This window comes from Kitasatospora sp. SC0581 (assembly GCF_048159585.1).
Lineage (GTDB): Bacteria > Actinomycetota > Actinomycetes > Streptomycetales > Streptomycetaceae > Kitasatospora.
In genome coordinates this window covers 56510-75571 of sequence record NZ_JBLRWA010000009.1, presented here as the reverse complement: position 1 = coordinate 75571, position 19062 = coordinate 56510, and the positions used below count along the sequence as shown (strand labels likewise).

The following is a 19062-nucleotide window of genomic DNA, read 5'->3' as shown; positions in this document are numbered from 1 at the left end:
GGGGCGGGGCACGACGGGTCAGGCCGTCCCCGGATCGACGGCCGGCGGGGCTTCGCGGCCGCAGTGGGCGGCGACGGTGTCGGCGAAGGCGCGGGCGAGCGGGCCGAGGTTCTCCCAGTCCCGGACGGCCCACCCGGCGGTGAGGGCGGGCAGGTCGGGCAGCGGGAGCAGCCGCAGGCCGGGGTGGCCGGGGCCCTGCCACTGCGGGAGGGCCGGGACGACGGCGTGGCCGAGGCCGAGTTCGGCGAGCAGGATCGCGGTGTCCCAGTCCGCGACGCTGGTGTCGAAGACCGGCCGGATGCCCGACTTCCCCAGCCAGGACTCGACCTGGGAGCGGGAGACGGAGTTCTGCGGGAGTCCGATCAGCCGGGCGTCCTGGAGGTCGGCGGGGGAGATCCTGGCCCGGGCGGCGAGCGGGTCGCCTGCCGTGACGGCGAGCACCCAGGGCAGGTCGACCACCGGCTGCTGGTCGATGCCCCGGGCCGGGGCGCCGAGGGTGATCCAGGCGAGGTCGACCCGGCCGGCGTTGAGCGACTCCAGGCAGCTGCGGCTGGAGACCTCGGTCTGGAACTCCAGGCTGACCCGGGGGAAGCGCCGCCGGAAGTCCACCACGGCCGCGGACATGAAGTGCCGGATGCTGGTGGCCCCGGTGGTGATCCGGACGGATCCGCCCTCGCCGCGCGAGAGTTCGGCGATCCGGTGCAGCGCGTGGTCGATGCCGCCGAGGCCGGTGGCGACCGCCGTGCGCAGCAGGCTGCCCGCCGTGGTGGGGACGACCCCGCGCGGGTGGCGCTCGATCAGGGCGAGGCCGACCTCCCGTTCGAGCCGCTTCACGTGCTGGCTGACGGCGGACTGGGTGCAGTTCAGCTCGCGGGCGACGGCGCTGAGCGAGCCGGCCCGGCAGACCGCGGCGAAGACGCGGAGGTCGTCAATGGTCACGGAGACCCAAGGTATCGCTTGGAGGGGTCCCAGCAAATCGGCGGATTGACTTGGGTGTTGCGGGGGATCGATCATCGGACCAGGGCCCAGGGCGGCAACCCGCCCGCTGACCCCGCCGGCGTTCCGGACGCTGTGGCGGGAGCGGCGGGCGGGTGTCGACCCGCATCTGTTCGAGAGCAGTTCTCTACAAGAGCGGTGATGTACGACGGAGGGGCGGCGCGCCGATGCTCGGGGTGCGTCGTGCCGGGAGCGCTCGCCGTGGCGCGGGTGGAGCGGGTGTCCGTGCCGGGTGGAACGGATGACGGCCGGGTCATCCGATCGGATGACCCGGCCGTCGGCGTTCGGCGGGAGAGTGGAGAGCCGGTCAGTACGGCGCGGCCGTCACCAGGACACGGGGTAGCGGACCGGGTGTCCGCCGATCCGGCCGGGCAGCAGGCCGATCACGACCAGCAGCCCGGTGGCCAGGACGAGCAGCGGGAGGAAGGGCACGGGGTGCGGCGCCTGCAGGACCACGATCACGGCGGTGGCCGCGGCCGGGGAGTGCGAGAGGTGGGTGAGCATCATCGCGCCGAGCGAGAGCCCGGCGGCGACGGCCGCGCCCCAGGTGGTGCTGCCGGTGACGGCGAGGGTGGCGAAGCCGATCAGGGCCGACATCAGGTGCCCGCCGACCAGGTTGCGCGGCTGCGAGATCGGCAGCCCGGGCGCGCCGTGCACCAGTGCGGCGCTGGCGGCCAGGGGCGGGATCAGCAGGGGCTGGTCGAGCAGTACTCCCACCCCGACCAGCAGGAGCAGGGCGCCGATGGCGAAGACGGTGGCCCGCAGGGCGTGCAGCGGGTGCCGTCCGGGCGTGGCGGCGGGCGGTGGTGTGGACATGCGTGAGCTACTCCGGACGAGGGACGGGGACCCGGAGATGATAAACAGACTGTTGAATGAAAGGTAGGACGTTTTGCCTGTCGGGCACATTCCGTCCAGGGGGCAGGACCACCCGGGGATCCAGAGCGAGCCGGGGATTCAGGGCGAGCCGGGGAACCAGAGCGAGCCGGGGAACCAGAGCGAGCCGCGGAACCAGAGCGAGAGAGAGCAGCCCATGACCACGCCTTCCGTCACCGTCTTCCGGGACGTCCGCCCGTACGGTGCCGACCGGGCCGTCGACCTGATCGCCGTGGACGGCCTGCTGGCCGAGCGGGTGCCGGACGGGGCGGTGCCGGAGGTGGTCGAGGGCGGCGGCCGGATCGCGCTGCCCACCCTGGTGGACGCGCATATCCACCCGGACAAGACGGCCTGGGGCGAGCCCTGGTACAGCCGGCGCCCGGCCGGCTCGCTGCCCGAGTACGTCCAGGGCGACGTCGACCTCCACCGGCACCAGCGCACCCCGCTCGCCGAGCGGGCCCACCGGCTGCTGAGCCACGCCGTGACGCGCGGCACCCGCGCCGTGCGGGCCCATGTGGACGTGGCGCCCGCGTACGGGCTGGCCGGGGTGACCGGGCTCGCCGAGGCGCGCGAGCGGCTGGCCGGCGCGCTGGACGTCCAGCTGGTGGCCTTCCCGCAGCACGGGGTCCGGCGGACGCCCGGCGCGGGCGCGCTGCTCGCGGAGGCGGCGGCCAGCGGGCTGGTCGACGCCATCGGCGGCATCGACCCGGCGGGCTTCGACGCCGTCCCGGCCGAGGGCCCGGACGGCGAGGGGCCCGCCCAGCTGGAGCTGCTGTTCGGCCTGGCCGAGCAGCACGGACTGCGCCTCGACATCCACCTGCACGACCGGGGCGAGCGCGGCCTCGGCCCGCTGCGCGAGATCGCCGCGCGGACCAGGGCGGCCGGACTGGCCGGGCGGGTGGTCGTCAGCCACGCCTTCTGCGTCCCGGAGCTGGCGGGCGCCCAGCTCGCCGACCTCGCCGCCGAGCTGGCCGAGTCCGGCGTCGGCCTCACCACCGTGGCGCCCTCGGCCCACCAGGTGCTGCCGTTCCGCGAGCTGCGGGCGCACGGGGTGCGGGTCGGGCTCGGCTCGGACGGCGTGCGCGACTCGTGGAGCCCGTACGGCAACGCCGACCCGCTGCACCGCGCGCACCTGCTCGGCTGGACCACCGACGCCCGCACCGACGAGCAGCTGGCCGACTGCTTCGCCCTGGCGGCCGACGGCGGCGCCGAACTGCTGGACCTGCCGGCCGTGACCCTGGAGTCGGGCTCGCCCGCCGACTTCATGCTGGTGACGGGCGAGTGCCTGCCGCAGGTGGTGATCGACCTGCCGGCGCGTGAGCTGGTGGTCCGCGCGGGCCGGGTGGTGGCGCGGGACGGGCGGTTCACGGGCTGACGGGCGTCCGGCGGCCGGCGAGGCCTCCCCGTCGGCGGCGCGGTCGGCGGGCGCCTCCCCGTCGACCGTGCGGCCGCGCGTTGTGCGGCCCGTGCCGACGGAGAGGCGCTCCGGCGACGATGCTCAGAGGGTGCGGGCCGCGCTGGTCTCGTGGAGGTGGACCAGCGCGTCGTAGGCGGTGCCGATCGCGAGGCGCGGCAGCGGGTCGCTGCGGAACTCCGTCCCGGCGTCGTAGGTCGGGCGGGCGGTGTTCAGCCAGGACCGGGTGGCCGGCGGGGCGGAGCGCAGGTCGACGTAGTAGTCGCGGTAGCGGACCCGGTCGAGGGGGTACTCGTTCATGTCCGCGGTGGCCGGCGGAACGGTGACCGGCTTCCAGGCGGCGGCGAACGGGTCGTCCTTGGTGAGGAAGGATCCGCGGTCGAAGGTGAAGCCGACGGCGAGGTAGTCCGCGCCGAGGGCGTCGCGCAGGTACGAGCCCTGGGTCTTGGGGTAGAGCTCGGGGTCGCTGCTCTGGTACCCGACGTGGCCGTTGTGCGCGGACAGCAGCACCTTCCCGCCGGTGCGGCGCTGCCACCAGAGGGTGTTGTCGGTCATGGCGCGGTCGCGGAGGTTCTGCATCGCGGCCACCTCGCTGTTGTCCTCGAGGTTCATGGCGGTGAAGGTGAAGGTCTGGGCGATGCTCCGGGCGTTCTGCACCGCCCAGTCGTACGCCTCGCCGCCCTCGCCCCTGGCCGCGGTGACCAGCTCCAGGGTCTGCTGCGCCACGGCGGCGTTCTGCCGCCGCTCGGCGAGCGGGCGCGTGGTGATGTAGCCGATGGCGTCGTCGAACGGGCGCAGCCCGGCGTACAGCTGCTCCAGGCGCGGCAGCGACGCGGGGGCGGCCTCGCGGACGTAGGAGGTCACCCGGTCGAAGAGCTGGTCGCCGATGGCGGGGAAGTCCAGGTCGTCGCCGACGAAGTGGACCGGGTGCTGCGGGTGTTCGCGGTTGTGGTCGCGCATCCAGTCGATCAGGTCGGCGAACTCCTGGCGCTCCCACGGGGACTTGCCCATCGTCTCCTTGACCAGCTGCCGGGCGTCGCCGCCGGTGCGGCCCTGCACGTAGTCGTCGATCCGCAGACCGGAGGACCAACTCGTCTCCAGGGCGAAGGCGGTGAAGCCCTTCTCCTCGACCAGGTAGCGCAGGACCCGCTGCTTCATGGTGAAGAACTCGTGGGCGCCGTGCGTGGCCTCGCCGAGCCCCACCACCTTGGCGTCGCCGATCATCGCGCCCAGCGGACGCAGGTCGGTGGTCCGGCCCCCGGGCTCGGTGGACCGCAACGGATGGGCGAGACCGTTCAGTTCGCGGACCACGGTGGATATCTGACTGTTCGTCACATTGTCGGTGCCGGGCTGGTCCGCGTGTGCCGCCGGGGCGAGCAGGGCGGTGGTCGCGACGGCCGCCGTGGCGGCCAGCAGGGCGCGTCGACCGATGGGCTTGCCGTGCTTCTCGCTGCGTACGGTCACTTCGGGGGCTCCTCAAATTCGTCGAACCGTCAACCCGTCGGAACGGCCGCGGTGGTTCGAGTGGTTCGCCGGCGAACGTGCCGGTCAATGAATAGTCGATCACCGGGGGGCTTCGGCGCGCTGAGGAGTGCCGCCGGATCGACCAGGGGGATAACCCCCGGGCGGCGCCGGCACACCCGTGCGCGGGGGTGTGCCGGGGCCGGTACCGGGTGAGGGTTCAGAGCGTGGCGGAGCGGTGGGTCGGTCGGCCGTCCAGGACGGTCAACAGGACGGGGAGGTCCGCCAGTTCGGTGGCCGGGGTGGTGAGCGGGTCGGCGGCGAACACGGTGAGGTCCGCGCGGTGGCCGACGGTGATCCGGCCCGCCAGCTGCTCCTCGCCGGCCGCGTGGGCGGCGTTGGCGGTCATCGCCAGCAGGGCCTCCAGGGCGGTGAGCGCCTGGCCGGGGTTGTGCGGGGCCTGGCTCAGGTCGCGGGTGGGACGGCGGTGGCGGGCGCCCGCCATGACGCCCAGCGGCGGGTAGGGGGCGATCGGCCAGTCCGAACCGAGGACGACCGTGGCGCCCGCCTCCCAGAGGTCCCGGCAGCGCCACGCGCGGTCGGCCCGCTCCTCGCCGAGGCGGCGGGACCAGTTGTCGGTGTGGTCGGCCCGGGTGAAGTCGCAGCAGTGGGTGGGCTGCATGGAGGCGACCACGCCCAGCTCGGCGAAGCGCCGGACCACCGCGTCCGGAACGGTCTCGATGTGCTCGATCCGGTGGCGGACGGGGGACGCCCCGTGCGTCGTCCCCCCGTCCGCCGCCGCCCCGATCGAGTCCAGGGCGTGCCGTACGGCGGCGTCGCCGATCGCGTGGGTGGCGGTCGGCACCCCGGCCTGATGCAGCTCCCGGACGACGCGGGTGTAGTGTGCCGGATCCGGCCAGAAGGCGTGGGTGGACTCGCCGTGGCAGTCCGGGCGCTCCAGCCAGGCCGTGCCGTTGTCGATCGTGCCGTCCATGAACAGCTTCACGCCGTCCACCCGCCAGAGCCGGCCGCCCCGGCCCTGCTGCCCGATCAGCGCCCGCAGCCCGTCCGCGTCCACACCGGGCTGGCACCAGGGGGCCACGCGCAGCCGCAGCGGCAACTCGCCGGCCTCGTCCAGCTCGGTGTAGAGGTCGAGGCTGTCGCCGTTGGCGTCCATCGCGTGGCCGCCGGTGAGGCCGGCGGCGGCCATGGCGCGCAGCGCGGCGGCCAGGCGGTCGCGGCGCTCGGCGCGGGTGGGCTGCGGGGCGGCGCGCTCGACCAGCTCGCAGGCGGCGTCCTCCAGCAGCAGGCCGGTGGGACGGCCCTCGGCGTCGCAGACCACCTCGGCGGCCTGGTCGAAGCGGCGCGGACCGTCCACGCCGGCCAGCTCCAGGGCGCGCGGGCTGGCGAGCATGGAGTGGGCGTCGAAGAGCTGGAGCAGCGCCGGAACGCCGTCCAGGACGGGCGCGAGGGCGGCGGACTCCACCGGGCGGTCGCCGAAGACGTTCGGGTCCAGGCCCCAGGCGTGCAGCCAGGCGCCGGGGGCGAGGCGTCCGGCCTCGGCGGCGAGGGCGGCGCGGACGTCGGCCAGGTCGGTGCAGCCGGAGAGGTCCAGGCCCTGGGTGAGCTCGGCGCCGGTGACCGGGTGCAGGTGGCCGTCCACCAGGCCGGGGGTGACCACGGCGCCCTTGAGGTCGATCACCGTGGTCGCGGGGTCGGCGAGTTCGCGGACGGTGCGGTCGTCGCCGAGGGCGGCGATCCGGCCGTCCACGACGGCGAGGGCGGTCTGCGGGAGGAAGCCGCCGGAGGCGGGGTCGAGCAGACGGGCGGAGAGGAGGACCAGGGAGGTGCGCACTTCGACTCCAGTGGTGCTTCGGGGTGGGGGCGTGGTGTCTGCGGGGCTTGAGGGGGTTGAGGGAGCTGAGGGGGTCGGGGGCTGGGGCGGTGGTCAGGGCTGCTCGGGGGCGGGGGTCTCGGGTGCGTCCGCCGGGTCCGTGGGGTCGGCGGGGGCCGCAGAGGCCAGTGCGCCGTCGGTCAGGCCCAGTTCGCGTTCGGCGGTGGCGGCGGCGAGCCGGGTGGCGGCGTACGGGTCTTTGCGCAGGCCGGTGTTGGCGTGGACGGCCAGGCCGTCGATCACGACGAGGATGTGGACGGCGGTCAACACCGGGTCGGTGGTGCGGAATTCGCCCTGCTCGACCCCGGCGGCGATGACGTCGCCGAGCCGGCCGCGCCAGTCCGCCTCCTGGTCGAGCACGCGGTCGCGCAGGACGGGGCGGTAGCGGCTGAGGTGGCGGGCGTTGAGCCAGAGCCGGCTCACGTCGTCGTAGGACGGGCCGGTGGTGCGGGCGAAGAAGCGGGCCAGGTGCCGCAACGGGGACCCGTCCCGCGGGTCGGCAGGCAGCAGCGCCTCCAGTTCGGCGGTGGCGGCGCTGCCGAAGGCCTCGGCGACGAGGTCCTCCACGGCGGGGAAGTAGTGGCTGATCAGGCCGGGGCGGACGTCCAGTTGGTCGGCGATCCGGCGCAGGGTGATGCACTCCAGGCCCTCGGTGAGGGCGACCTCGGCCGCGGCGCCGACGATCTCCGCCCGGCGGTCCTCGGGGGACTTGCGAACCCTTTTGCGCTGAACGCTTGACGTCATGGGGCGGATGCTATTGAGTGTGCGACCAATAAGCAAGCAGGTGGGCACGACACCCCCACGGAGGGCCCCCGCATGACGTCCACGCTCCCGGACCACCCCCACACCTCGCCGGACCACCCGGACCACCCGGATCACCCGGCGCGCCCCGCCGTCCCGCCCCAGCGGGAACCGGGCGGCCGGGTCGAGGTCCACGGCATCGACCACATCCCCGAGACCGAGCGGCGCGGTCGCGCCCGCGAACTGTTCCCCGTCTGGGCGGCCGCCAGCGTCAACTACCTCAACCTGGTGGTCGGCGGCGCCCTGGTCCTGAGCGGCCTCGGCCTCTGGCAGGCCTTCGCCGTGGTCGTCCTCGGCAACCTGTTCTGGCTGGGCACCGGCCTGCTCGCGGTCTCCGGACCGGCCGCCGGCGCGCCCAGCGAGGTGATCACCCGCGCCATGTACGGCATCCGGGGCAACCGGGTGAACAACGCGGTCACCGGCTGGATGATCTCCGTCTGCTACTTCGCGCTGAACCTCGCCGCGGCCGCCGTCGCCGCCTTCTCGCTCGCCGAGGAGGCGGGGATCACGCCGACCACCCCGATCAAGATCGCCATCGTGATCGTGATCGTCGTACTCACCCTCACCATCAGCGTCTACGGGCACGCCCTGATCGTCCGGCTCTACCTGCCGATCACCCTCGCCCTCACCGCCGCCTTCGCCGTGGTCGGCTACGCGATCGTCACCCACGCCGACCCCGGCTGGACCCAGCCCGAACCCCTCACCGGCGGCCGACTCTGGGCGGCCGTCCTGGCCGGCGTCACCCTGATCGCCTCCGGCCCGCTCTCCTACACCACCAGCGCGGACTTCTCCCGCTACCTGCCCGCGACCACCGCCCCGCGCGCCGTCCTCGGCTGGACCGCCCTCGGCGGCTTCCTGCCCAGCGTGGTGGTCGGCGGCCTCGGCGTGCTCGGCGCCACCGCCGTCGACATGACCGACCCGCAGGCCGCCCTCCGGCAGATCCTGCCCGGCTGGTTCAACCCGGTCTTCCTGCTCTCCCTGGTGGTCGGCACCATCGCGGTCAACGCCCTCACCGCCTACAGCGCGGGCCTCGCCCTCCAAGCCGTCGGCATCCGCATCCGCCGCACCCGCAGCGTGCTGCTCGACGGCGCGGTCGCCGTCTCGCTCACGCTGTACGCCCTCCTGGTCTCCAACTTCCTCGACACCGTCAGCAACGTGCTCCAGCTGACCGTCGTCCTCCTCGGCCCAAGCACCGCCGTCTACGCCACCGACATACTGCTCCGCCGCAACCGCTACGACGGCCGCGCCCTCGGCGACGAACGCCCCGGCAGCCCCTTCTGGTACCGCGCCGGCGTCAACCCGGCCGGCGCCATCGCCCTCACGGGCGGCGTCACAGCCGCAGCCCTCGGCGTGGACACCCTCTACACCGGCCCACTGGCCGCCCTGGCCGGGGCGGACGTCGCGCTGCCGGCCGGCATGGTGGTGGCGGCGGTCCTGTACGCCGTGCTGATGCCTCGCCGGCGGGGGTGACGCCGGTCCGGCCGCGTGCGCGCCGCAGGGCGGGTGGGGGTGCTTCCACCGCCCGGGCGGCCGGGCGCCCGGGCTGGCCGGGTTGGTGGGTGACCTGCCCGTGTCGGCTGGCCCTGGGCCGAGCGGTTGGTCGTGGGCCGGACAGTCGGTTCGGCGCTGTCGCTCGCGGCGAGTGAGGTTCGCGCTGGGGCGTGGGCGGTTCTGCGGCTGGGCCGGGCGGGGGAGACCTCGCGCTTCCAGCAGGCGTGGTGGTGGCGGATCTGTACGCCGGGCCGCCGTTTCCGCGTCGGTTGGCCGACCGGCCAGGGTGGACCTCGCGCTGCGGGTGGGCATGGTGACGGCGGTGGTGGTTCAGCACGCCGTGCTGATGCGTCGTTGGTGGGTGTGACGCCGGTCGGGGCTGCTGGTCGTGGCCCGGCTGCGCTGCCGCGGGGCGGGCTGGGTGGTGATTCCGCCGGCTCGGAGGCCGGGCCTGCCCTGTTTGCGGTCGGCCCTGAGCCGGGCGGTTGGGGGCAGTCGGTTCGGTGCTTGTCGCTGGCGGCGAGTGAGGTCCGCGCTGGGGTGTGGGTGGTTCTGTGGTCGCGCTGGTCGGGGCGGACGTTGCGCTGCCGGTGGGCGAGGTGGTGGCGGTCCTGGATGCGGTGCCGATGCGTCGTTGGCGGGGGTGACGCCAGTCGGGGCTGCTGGCCATGGATCGGCTGTCCCGCCGCCGGGCGGGTGGGAGCGGGGGTGCGGTGGTGTTTCCGCCGGCTCGGTGGCCAGGCTGGCCGGGTTGGTGGGTGACCTGCCCGTGGTGGCTGGCCCTGGGGCCGAGCGGTTGGTCGTGGGTCGGACAGTCGGTTCGTCGCTGGCGGCGAGTGAGGTCTGCGCTGGGGCGTGGGTGGTTCTGTGGCTGGGCCGGGCGGGGTGGACCAGGTGCTGCTGGTGGGCGCGGTGGCGGCGGCGGGTCGTACGCGGGGCCGCTGTTTTGCGCGACGACCGACCGGCCGGGGGTCCGGCGTCTCCGGGACGGGGCCCGGGGCTGGGCGGCCCGGCTGAGGAGCCGCCAGGAACGCAGGCTCGTCCAGGACAGGCGTGTTGGGGTGGGCTGCCCTGGTCAGGAGGTCTGCTGTGGGTACCTCGGCACGCCAGTGGGGAAGAGCTGGGTGTGTGTGGCTGGGGTGAGTTCCGGGGTCTTGGGGGCGGGGTCCTGGGTGGGCGGGTCGAGTATGGGGCCGTCTGGAACAGGCGTGTTGGGATGGGCTGACCGGGCAGGTGGCCCCTGTGCGGACGGCCCGGGCGTGTGAGGTCTGGGGAAGCGGCCGATGGCGGGGGCCCGGAGTGGGTGCTTCGTGACGGTGACTGCGGTGGGTGTTCCGGAGCTGACACCACGGGGGTAGGTGGCCACGGCGGTAGGGGGCGGTGGCTCGCAGCGGGCTGCTCGGTGGTGGTTCGGAGTGAGCGGCGCGTGGTAGGCGGCGGGTTCCGGGTGGGGATTGCTCCGGTGTGGCCGGTTCGGGGGAGTGGGTGGGACCGGGCGGCCAAAGAAAAAGGCGAGGAGAGTGAATCCCCTTGCCACTTTCAAGCTATACCGTGCCCTGGGGCTTGCGGCAAGGCCCCCGGCATGGCGCAGAATCCCGGCCGTAAGGCCATGACCTGCGGAAACGGGAGTCGTGAAATGCGTGTGTTGATGACGACCTGGGGGTCGCGCGGGGATGTCGAGCCGCTGGCGGGGCTGGCGGTGGCGCTGCGGGGGTTCGGTGCGGAGGTGCGGGTGTGCGCGCCGCCGGACGAGGAGTTCGCGGCAGTGCTGGGGCGGGCGGGGGTGCCGCTGGTGCCGCTCGGTCCGTCGGTGCGGTCGGTGGTGGCCGGCCCGAGGCCGCCGACGGCGGAGGACGCGTTCCGGCTCGCCCGTGAGCTGGTCGCCGTGCGGTTCGAGACGCTGACCGCCGCGGCCGAGGGCTGTGACGTGGTGCTGGCGACCGGCCTGATGCCGGCCGGTGCGCGGGACGTCGCCGAGAAGCTCGGCCTGCCCTACGTGTTGGCCTGCTTCCACATCCTCGGACTGCCCTCGCGGCACTCCCGGCCCGGCCGGCGGCCGGGCACGCCGTCCCCGGACGACGAGACCGACTACCGGAAGCTCTGGGAGCAGGACGCCCAGCGGGTGAACGCGCTGTACGGGGAGGCGCTCAACAGCCACCGGGCGGCGATCGGCCTGCCGCCGGTGGAGAACGTCCGCGACCACGTCCTCACCGGACGGCCGTGGCTGGCGGCGGACCCGACGCTGTGCCCGTCGGAGGGCAGGACGGAACTCGACGTGGTGCAGACCGGCGCGTGGATCCTGCCCGACGACCGGCCGCTCCCGGCCGACCTGGAGGCGTTCCTGGCCGCCGGTGAACCGCCCGTGTACGTCGGCTTCGGCAGCATGGCCGCGCACGCCCCGGAGGACATCGCGAGGGTGGCCGTCGAAGCGGGCCGCGCGCACGGACGCCGGGTGCTCCTGGCCCACGGCTGGGCCGGGCTCGCCGCGGTCGACGAGCACGAGGACTGCCACGTCGTCGGCGAGGTGAACCAGCAGGCCCTGTTCCGCCGGGTGGCCGCCGTCGTTCACCACGGTGGTGCGGGCACCACGACGACCGCGGCCATGGCGGGCGCGCCCCAGGTGGTCGTGCCCCGGATCGCCGACCAGCCGTACTGGGCCGGCCGGGTGGCCGAGTTGGGCATCGGCGCGGCCCATCTCGACCGCACGCCGACCGTCGACTCGCTCTCCGCCGCGCTCGCCACGGCCCTGGCGCCCGAGACCCGGGTACGGGCGGAGGCCGTGGCCGGCGGTATCCGCACCGACGGGGCGACGGTGGCCGCGAAGCTGCTGTTCGAGGCGGTGGGCAAGAAGGTACCGGCCGCGTCCCGGTGAGTGGCGGGGGCGGGGCGTGTGCCGCCTCTTCCGGGTGAACGGCGAAGGGTGCCAGGTGAGTTCGGCTTCGGATCGGTCTCCTTCCGATTGATCAGGGGTGGTTGGCGATCCGGGCGCGGCTGGTTCGGGCGGCGATCCGGCGACCGGCGGCCGGGTGTCGGCCGGGTCGGTTAGGGTGCCCACGGGCGCGCCCGGTCACCGCAGGCCGCGCGCGAGGGGAGGGCGGCATGACCGACGGCACGCACGGGGGAGTGGGGCAGGACGGCGACGGTATCCAGTGGCTCCTGGAGATCGGTCGGCCGAGCACCGGCCGACCGGGCACCAGCCGGTCGTCAATGGGTGGGCCCGGCACGGACGGTGAGGTCGGCGGCGTCGTCTTCGCCCGGGGGATCACGCCCGCGGAGCTCGCCCACCGGATGGGTGCCGACCCGGCCACCGCGACCGAGCCGATCAGTGACACCGAGATCCGGGACCTGGACATCGACGTCTACCGCCCCGGTGACGACGGCGACGGCGTGATCCGGGTCGGCGCGTGCGCCGGCTGGTCGTTCGCGATCGAGTACGGCGACTCCACCGGCGGTGAGCTGCTCACCGAGATAGCGCGCGACGGAGCCGAGGTGGTGCACTTCCGCCCGATGCCGGAGCGGCGGCCGGCCCTGCTGGACTACGCCCGGGACGGTGCCGTGCTGTGCGGCTTCGGCCTCGGTGAGGAGCGCTGGCGCTGGGGCCAGGAGCCGGACCTGCTGGTGCCGGACCTCGTCGCCGCCGGAGTCCTGGAGGCCGACGGCGTGACCTCCTGCGACCCCGGGCGGGAGCCCGACGGGGCCGCCCGCCGCCGCACCCTCGGCGCCGTCGAGCGGCGCTTCGGACTGAGCCTGCCCCGGGACGCCTTCGGCGGGCTGCGCCTGCCGGCGTACGCGGTGCGGGGAACCCCGGGCATGGCGTTGTACTGAGGCGGTGCGCCGGCGAAACAGCAGGAAGAGGAAGAGGAAGAGGAAGGGCAGGAACGGGAACAGCGGGAACGGGAACAGCGGGGACAGGGACGACAGAGTCAGGGCGGTCACGGGAGGCTCCTTCCCGGGCCCCATCGGCAGGGCCCCGATGGCCGTCATCTTTGCGTGCCGCCGGTCCGTCGCACATGTGCCGATCGGGAGGTTCCCGCTGCGCCGTTCCTGTCTCGACCCTGCCGATCGGCAGGGTCGAGACAGGAACGGCGGCAGAGCCCGGGGGCGGAGCGAGACGTGCCCCGCCGCCACCGAGAGGCGCCGCAGCCGGGCTGGGCCGGGCCGAGCCCGTCAGTCCGAGCCCGTCGGCCCGTCAGCCGGAGCCCGTCGGCCCACCGGCCCGGCACCCGTTCGGCCGGTGGCAGCCGGTACGGCGCACGCCCCCCGTCCGGGGGTCTCCGCAGGGCATCGGCGGTCCCCGGCCCCTAGGGTCTGTGGTGCGTCGGCGAACCGAGTGCCGCGCGCACGCAGGCCCGTCAGGCGTAGGCCGTCCCGCCGTGAGCCCTCCCGCCGTGCGCCGGGGTGTCCGGCAGGCCCGAGACCGCGCGCCGGGGTGCCCGGCCGACCGAGAGGTGGACCCGCCCCATGCACACCGTCGTCCGCGGCGCCGGAGCGCTCGGCCTGACCGTCCTGCTGCTCACCGCGGCCACCGGCTGCCAGGGCGACGGCTCCTCCGCCGCCGAGCCCGCGCCGACCTCCCCGACCTCCCCGACCACCGGGACGGCGGCAGCCACCGGCACCGCCACCGGACTGGCCGCCCAACAGCTGGACTGGCACGCCTGCCCCGCCCCCACCGGTGCCCAGGGCGACGGCACCGCGCCCGCCGCCGACTGGCAGTGCGCCACCCTCAAGACCCCGCTGGACCACGGCAAACCGGACGGCACGACGATCGGTCTCGCGCTGATCCGCAGCCGGGCCAAGGACGAGCAGCACCGGATCGGCTCGCTGCTGTTCAACTTCGGCGGCCCCGGCGCCTCCGGCGTGGCCACCCTGCCGGCCCTGGCCGCGACCTACTCCTCCCTCAACTCCCGCTACGACCTGGTGAGTTTCGACCCGCGCGGGGTCGGCGCCAGCGACGGGGTGACGTGCCTGGACGACCGGGCGATGGACGCCGCCACCGCCGCCGACAGCACCCCCGACACCCCCGACGCGGTGAAGGCCCTGGACGACGGCAACGCCCGCTTCGTCGCCGCCTGCGAGCACAACTCCGGCGCGGTGCTGCCGTACGTGGACACCGAGAGCGCCGCGCGCGACATGGACCTGATGCGGCAGGTGCTGGGCGACCCGAAGCTCTCCTACTTCGGCATCAGCTACGGCACCCAGCTCGGCGGCGTCTACGCGCACTTGTTCCCGCAGCAGGTCGGCCGGATGGTGCTGGACTCGGTGGTCGACCCCACCAAGGACCCGCAGCAGGCCGCGCTCGGCCAGGCCCAGGGCTTCCAACTCGCCCTCGACGACTTCATGAAGGCCTGCGCCGCCCAGGTCGGGGCCGCCTGCCCGACCGGCGCGGGCGGCGACGAGGGCACCGCGAAGGTCACCGCCCTGGTGCAGAAGCTGGCGCAGTCGCCGCTGCCGACCACCCAGGGGCGGCAGCTCACCGAGAGCCTGGCGATCACCGGCATCGCGGGCGCCCTGTACAGCCAGGAGACCTGGCCCGTGCTGGCCGCCGGGCTCACCCAGGCGATGGACCAGGGGACCGGCGACACGCTGCTCCAGCTCTCCGACGCGCTGAACGGGCGCGACGCGCAGGGGCACTACAGCAACCTGAACGCCGCGAACCGGGCGATCAGTTGCGTGGACGCCCGGCAGCGCTACTCGGACCAGGACGTGCAGCAGCAGCTGCCGCAGTTCCAGGCCGCCTCCCCGGTGTTCGGGTCCTACACCGCCTGGGGACTGACCGCCTGCACCGGTTGGCCCGTCCCCGGCAAGGCCGCCCATCCGGAGGTGTCCGCGCCGGGGGCCGCCCCGATCCTGGTGGTCGGCACCACCGGCGATCCGGCCACCCCGGTGGAGGGCGCCCGTACGATGGCGCAGCAGCTCGGCGCGGGCGTCGGCGTCACCGTCACGCTGCAGGGCGAGGGGCACGGCGGCTACAACACCGGCAACCCGTGCCTGAAGCAGACCGTGGACGCCTACCTGTTGGACGGGACGGTGCCGGCGGACGGGACGACCTGCGGCTGAGCGGTCGGCGGGGTGTGCGGGGCGTGCGGGCCGTGCCGGGCGCGTAGGGCGTGCGGGGACGGACGGCCGGGAGTGAAAGTGGCCCACTGGAACAGCTATCGATTGGCCCTGGAGAGTGGGCCACTCTGTCACTAGTCTTCTCAGCGTGACCAACGACGTGACGAACACCGCGCCCGCCCAGCACCACCTCGACCAGCTCGCCGCCCGGCTTCCCGACCGGCACCCCGGCAACGGCCACCGGGCCGGCGACGACACCGTCAAGGTCGACTTCTACTTCGACCCCGTCTGCCCCTTCGCCTGGATAACCTCCCGGTGGATCCTGGAGGTCGAGAAGCAGCGCGAACTCGACCTGAACTTCCGGGTGATGAGCCTGTCCGTCCTCAACGAGGGCCGCACCGACCTGCCCGAGCGCTACCAGCGCCTGATGACCACCGGCTGGGGCCCCGTGCGGGTCTGCATCGCCGCCGCCGAGCAGCACGGCCCGCAGGTGCTGCGCGAGCTGTACACCGAGCTCGGCACCCGGCTGCACGACCAGGACCGGGCCGCCGACGACGCCGTCATCCGGGAGGCGCTGGCGGCGGCGGGCCTGCCGGAGGAGCTGGCCGAGGCGGCGAACAGCACGGAGTACGACGAGGCCCTGCGCAAGAGCCACCACGAGGGCATGGACCCGGTCGGCGAGGAGGTCGGGACGCCGACCATCCACGTGGACGGCGTCGCCTTCTTCGGCCCGGTGCTGAGCGCCATCCCGCGCGGCGAGGACGCCGTACGGGTCTTCGACGGTGTGCGGCTGCTGGCCGGGTACCCGAAGTTCTTCGAGCTCAAGCGGACCCGGACGGACGCGCTCGACTTTTCCTGACCCGCCCCGGCGGAGGCCGCGCCGAGCCCGCACTGAGCCCTCGCCGAGCCCGCATCGGGCGTGCCCGCACGGAGGACTGCCGCGGGCCCGGACTGCGGCCCGTCAGCCCCGGCGGCGCTGCTTGATCCTGATCGGCCCCGACCGGGGGTGGCCGATCACGGTCAGCACCGGGGCGCCCGGCTCCGCCTGCTCGGCCGCCTTGTTGACGATGTTTCCGGTGTTGGTGCTCGACGGGTCGATCCGTACGCCCCAGCCCCGCGGGACGATCAGCCGGATGTGGCCCATGCCGGTCGAGGCCTCGACCGTGATCTCCCGGTGGGGGCACACGGCCTCGGTGAAGTCGACCGTGAGCAGCGAGATCTTGGTCTCCGCGACGATCCGACGGGGCACGGACCAGCGGCCGCTCTGCACCATGTTGTTCATCCGGGGCCGGAGCGTGAGGACCTCCTCCGCCGCGGACGCCTCCCGGGCCTCCAGCCGGCCGCCGAGGTCGGCCACCAGGACGTCGAGTTCGCCGTACGTCCGCGCGGCGTAGGTGCGGTCGAGCCGCTCCTCCAGTTCCCCGAGGTCGATGCGGCCGTCGCCGGCGGCGATCCGCAACTGCTCGGCCACCGCGTCCCGGTCGCTGTCCCCGGCCCGGGGTTCCACGGCGGCCCCGGGCGTCTTGTGCGGCGCTGGCAGTTCCTCGTTGACCATGCGGCTACTCTAGGTCGCGAATCGTCCTGGCGGGCGGCTCGATCGCCAACTCCGTACGGCCCGATGATCCTTGAGCGCGGCCCGGAGGAGCGGTCGGAGGGGCAGCCGAAGGAGCGGCCGGGCGAAGGCTCCGCCGGGTGCGGTGGAGGCGCCCGGCAGGCTTCCGCAAACCGTTCGCGACGGCGCGACCCCACGTACCGGACCGGCCTTCGGCCTGCCCGCGTCCGCCTCCCGTGTCCGACGCTGTGCCCGCCTCCCGTGTCCGATCCGGCGCCGCGGGCCGTGGCGCCGAGCGGGTCGTTCTCCCCCGAGTGGACCGCTGCCACCCCCTTCAGGCTCCCGTCCGGGCGCGGAGAGTCCGACCATGGAGGGACGGAGGCTGTCCGGCCCCCCGAGAGGCGGTGAGCGTGGATGATCGCACGAATCCGGCTGCGCGTCGCCCGTCACCCCACGACCCCGCCGGGCTCCGGCCCCGACCCCGGCCCGAGGCAGGGCTGGGGCCAACCACGGGGCCCGGGCCAGGGCCCCGGCCCGGGCCGGAACCAGCGCCCCGGCCCCGGCGGCCCGGCCAAGCCCCCGCCGCCCTCGTGGCGTCGCTGGCTGCTGCCCGTCGCCGTACTGGTGACGCTGCTCCTGCTGGTGCTCTTCTCCAACCCCGGCAAGCCCGGCACCCGCTACGGCTACACCGACTTCGTGAACCGGGTCGACGCCGGCCAGGTGCAGACCGTGGACGTCAGCGACACCGGCGCGGTGAGCGGCACGCTCAAGGACGGCACCCACTTCAGCAGCCAGATCCCGACCGCCCTGGACACCTCCCAGCTCAGCAGCGCGCTCTCCGACCACCACGTGACCGTCACCGGCAGCCGGAGCAGCGGCGGCGGCTCGATCTGGTCCTCCCTGCTGCTGTTCCTGCCGCTGCTGATCTTCGGCGGGCTCTTCCTCTGGTCCGGCCGGATGGCCGCCCGTTCGCTGGGCGGCGGTCTGAGTGCCATCGGACGGTCCCGGGCCAAGATCATCGAGGCGGAGCGGCCGGACACCGGGTTCGCCGACGTGGCGGGGTACGAGGGGGTGAAGCAGGAGGTCAGCGAGGTGGTCGACTTCCTGCGCAGCCCGGAGCGGTACGCCGCCGCCGGGGCCAAGGGGCCGCGCGGGGTGATCATGGTCGGGCCGCCCGGCACCGGCAAGACCCTGCTCGCCCGGGCGGTCGCCGGCGAGGCCTCGGTGCCCTTCCTCTCGGTGACCGGCTCCGGCTTCGTGGAGATGTTCGTCGGCGTCGGCGCCTCCCGGGTCCGCGACCTCTTCGACGAGGCCCGCAAGCGCGCGCCGTCGATCATCTTCATCGACGAGATCGACGCCGTCGGCGGCCGCCGGGCGGGCGGCACCCGGCTCGGCGGCAACGACGAGCGCGAGCAGACCCTGAACCAGTTGCTCGCCGAGATGGACGGCTTCGACCAGAGCACCGGCATCGTCGTCATCGCCGCCACCAACCGCCCGGACGCCCTCGACCCGGCCCTGCTGCGCCCCGGCCGCTTCGACCGGCAGGTCACCGTCCCGCTGCCCAACCAGGCCGAGCGGGCCGCCATCCTCGCCGTGCACGCCCGCGGCAAGACCCTGGCCCCGGACGTCGACCTCGGGCGGCTCGCCCGCGGCACCCCCGGCTTCTCCGGCGCCGACCTCGCCAACCTGGTCAACGAGGCCGCCATCAACGCCGTGCGCGCCGACCGTGCCACCCTCACCGCCGACGACCTCGACACCGCCCGCGACCGGGTGCTGCTCGGCCGCCGGGAGTCCTCCAACGCGCTGCTGCCCGACGAGCGGCACGCCGTCGCGGTGCACGAGTCCGGACACGCGCTGGTCGCCGCGCTGTGCGAGCACGCCGACCCGGTCGCCAAGGTGACGATCCTCCCGGCCGGCGTCGCCCTCGGTGCCACCGAGCAGCTGCCCGAGGCCGAACGGCACTTGTACAGCGAGGCCTACCTGGTCGACCTGATCACCGTCCAGCTCGGCGGCCGGGCGGCGGAGCTGGTGGTCTTCGGAGAGGGCTCCACGGGCGCCGCGAACGACCTCGCCAACGCCACCTCGGTCGCCACCCGGATGGTCCGCGAGTTCGGCCTCTCCCCGGAACTCGGCCCGGTCGGCTACTCCAGCGGCACCCCGCACTACCTCGGCGACAACCCCGAGGACCTGCTGCGCCGCCCGTACTCCGAGCAGACCCAGCGCGCGGTGGACGAGGCGGTGGCCCGCCTGCTGCGCGGCGCCGAGCGGCGGGCCGTCGCCCTGCTCACCGACCACCGGCACCACCTGGACGAGCTGGCGGCGCTGCTGGTCGCCCAGGAGACGGTGGACGGCCGGGTGGTGCTCGACATCCTGTCGCACCCGGCGCCGAGGCCGGAGCGGCCGGTCTCGCTGCGGAAGCCGGACGGGCCCGAAGGAGCGGCGGAGGCGGGTGCGCAGGCGGCACCGGCGGACACGGACGCGCAGGCGGAACCGGGGGAGGCCCCCCGCCCGTGACGGCCGCGTCGT

At 74.5% G+C, this 19062-nt stretch carries 13 protein-coding genes; 7 read left to right on the top strand and 6 right to left on the bottom strand.

The genetic code is table 11. The features are described from left to right. Positions 1–18 precede the first annotated feature (18 nt). Together ACLWS4_RS16855 and ACLWS4_RS16850 are read right to left on the bottom strand one after the other, a co-directional pair. Positions 19–939, bottom strand: a complete 921-nt coding sequence (locus tag ACLWS4_RS16855) for a LysR family transcriptional regulator (RefSeq protein ID WP_416874484.1) — start codon at positions 937–939, stop codon at positions 19–21. Positions 940–1320: 381 nt separating this feature from the next. After that, the gene (locus ACLWS4_RS16850; protein WP_375875281.1) at positions 1321–1812 is read right to left on the bottom strand and encodes an HPP family protein; all 492 of its coding nucleotides are present in this window, start codon (positions 1810–1812) and stop codon (positions 1321–1323) included. A gap of 214 nt (positions 1813–2026) precedes the next feature. Here ACLWS4_RS16850 and ACLWS4_RS16845 point away from each other — a divergent pair, with 214 nt between their 5' ends. After that, on the top strand, positions 2027–3244 hold the full coding sequence (locus ACLWS4_RS16845; protein WP_416874483.1) for an amidohydrolase: 1218 nt from the start codon (positions 2027–2029) through the stop codon (positions 3242–3244). A 123-nt stretch (positions 3245–3367) separates the two neighbouring features. Here the strand turns inward: ACLWS4_RS16845 and ACLWS4_RS16840 are convergent, their stop codons facing one another. The 3 genes from ACLWS4_RS16840 to ACLWS4_RS16830 form a co-directional block, all read right to left on the bottom strand. Next, the gene (locus ACLWS4_RS16840) at positions 3368–4747 is read right to left on the bottom strand and encodes an erythromycin esterase family protein (protein ID WP_416874482.1); all 1380 of its coding nucleotides are present in this window, start codon (positions 4745–4747) and stop codon (positions 3368–3370) included. Positions 4748–4964: 217 nt separating this feature from the next. After that, a complete protein-coding gene (locus tag ACLWS4_RS16835) occupies positions 4965–6599 on the bottom strand; it encodes an amidohydrolase (protein ID WP_416874481.1) in 1635 nt (544 codons plus the stop codon). 93 nt (positions 6600–6692) lie between these two features. Continuing rightward, positions 6693–7382: a TetR/AcrR family transcriptional regulator gene (locus ACLWS4_RS16830; protein WP_416874480.1), complete on the bottom strand. Its 690-nt coding sequence runs from the start codon at positions 7380–7382 to the stop codon at positions 6693–6695. Positions 7383–7454: 72 nt separating this feature from the next. Here ACLWS4_RS16830 and ACLWS4_RS16825 point away from each other — a divergent pair, with 72 nt between their 5' ends. The 5 genes from ACLWS4_RS16825 (at position 7455) to ACLWS4_RS16805 (ending at position 15843) form a co-directional block, all read left to right on the top strand. Then, the gene (locus ACLWS4_RS16825) at positions 7455–8909 is read left to right on the top strand and encodes a purine-cytosine permease family protein (protein WP_416874479.1); all 1455 of its coding nucleotides are present in this window, start codon (positions 7455–7457) and stop codon (positions 8907–8909) included. A gap of 1657 nt (positions 8910–10566) precedes the next feature. Further along, positions 10567–11802, top strand: coding sequence for a glycosyltransferase (locus ACLWS4_RS16820; RefSeq protein ID WP_416874478.1), 1236 nt, complete (start codon positions 10567–10569; stop codon positions 11800–11802). A 227-nt stretch (positions 11803–12029) separates the two neighbouring features. Beyond that, positions 12030–12755, top strand: a complete 726-nt coding sequence (locus ACLWS4_RS16815) for a DUF6461 domain-containing protein (RefSeq protein ID WP_375875288.1) — start codon at positions 12030–12032, stop codon at positions 12753–12755. Positions 12756–13391: 636 nt separating this feature from the next. Beyond that, complete coding sequence (locus tag ACLWS4_RS16810) at positions 13392–14987, top strand: alpha/beta hydrolase (protein WP_074004564.1); 1596 nt, start codon at positions 13392–13394, stop codon at positions 14985–14987. Positions 14988–15288: 301 nt separating this feature from the next. Continuing rightward, the gene (locus tag ACLWS4_RS16805; protein ID WP_074004671.1) at positions 15289–15843 is read left to right on the top strand and encodes a DsbA family protein; all 555 of its coding nucleotides are present in this window, start codon (positions 15289–15291) and stop codon (positions 15841–15843) included. Positions 15844–15945: 102 nt separating this feature from the next. Here ACLWS4_RS16805 and ACLWS4_RS16800 read toward each other — a convergent pair whose 3' ends face one another. Beyond that, positions 15946–16539 carry a DUF1707 SHOCT-like domain-containing protein gene (locus tag ACLWS4_RS16800; RefSeq protein ID WP_416874477.1) on the bottom strand — a complete coding sequence of 198 codons (594 nt, stop codon included), beginning with the start codon at positions 16537–16539 and terminating at the stop codon, positions 15946–15948. Between the two features lie 411 nt (positions 16540–16950). Here ACLWS4_RS16800 and ftsH point away from each other — a divergent pair, with 411 nt between their 5' ends. Continuing rightward, positions 16951–19050, top strand: coding sequence for an ATP-dependent zinc metalloprotease FtsH (ftsH, locus tag ACLWS4_RS16795; RefSeq protein ID WP_416874476.1), 2100 nt, complete (start codon positions 16951–16953; stop codon positions 19048–19050). Positions 19051–19062: the final 12 nt, after the last annotated feature.

What these genes read in the sequence shown, in the direction of transcription:
- ACLWS4_RS16845 (WP_416874483.1), top strand. Translation starts at nt 2,027, where the DNA reads ATGACCACGCCTTCCGTCACCGTCTTCCGGGACGTCCGCCCGTACGGT.
- ACLWS4_RS16800 (WP_416874477.1), bottom strand. Translation starts at nt 16,539, where the DNA reads ATGGTCAACGAGGAACTGCCAGCGCCGCACAAGACGCCCGGGGCCGCC.
- ACLWS4_RS16810 (WP_074004564.1), top strand. Translation starts at nt 13,392, where the DNA reads ATGCACACCGTCGTCCGCGGCGCCGGAGCGCTCGGCCTGACCGTCCTG.
- ACLWS4_RS16820 (WP_416874478.1), top strand. Translation starts at nt 10,567, where the DNA reads ATGCGTGTGTTGATGACGACCTGGGGGTCGCGCGGGGATGTCGAGCCG.
- ftsH (WP_416874476.1), top strand. Translation starts at nt 16,951, where the DNA reads ATGATCGCACGAATCCGGCTGCGCGTCGCCCGTCACCCCACGACCCCG.
- ACLWS4_RS16830 (WP_416874480.1), bottom strand. Translation starts at nt 7,382, where the DNA reads ATGACGTCAAGCGTTCAGCGCAAAAGGGTTCGCAAGTCCCCCGAGGAC.
- ACLWS4_RS16815 (WP_375875288.1), top strand. Translation starts at nt 12,030, where the DNA reads ATGACCGACGGCACGCACGGGGGAGTGGGGCAGGACGGCGACGGTATC.
- ACLWS4_RS16850 (WP_375875281.1), bottom strand. Translation starts at nt 1,812, where the DNA reads ATGTCCACACCACCGCCCGCCGCCACGCCCGGACGGCACCCGCTGCAC.
- ACLWS4_RS16825 (WP_416874479.1), top strand. Translation starts at nt 7,455, where the DNA reads ATGACGTCCACGCTCCCGGACCACCCCCACACCTCGCCGGACCACCCG.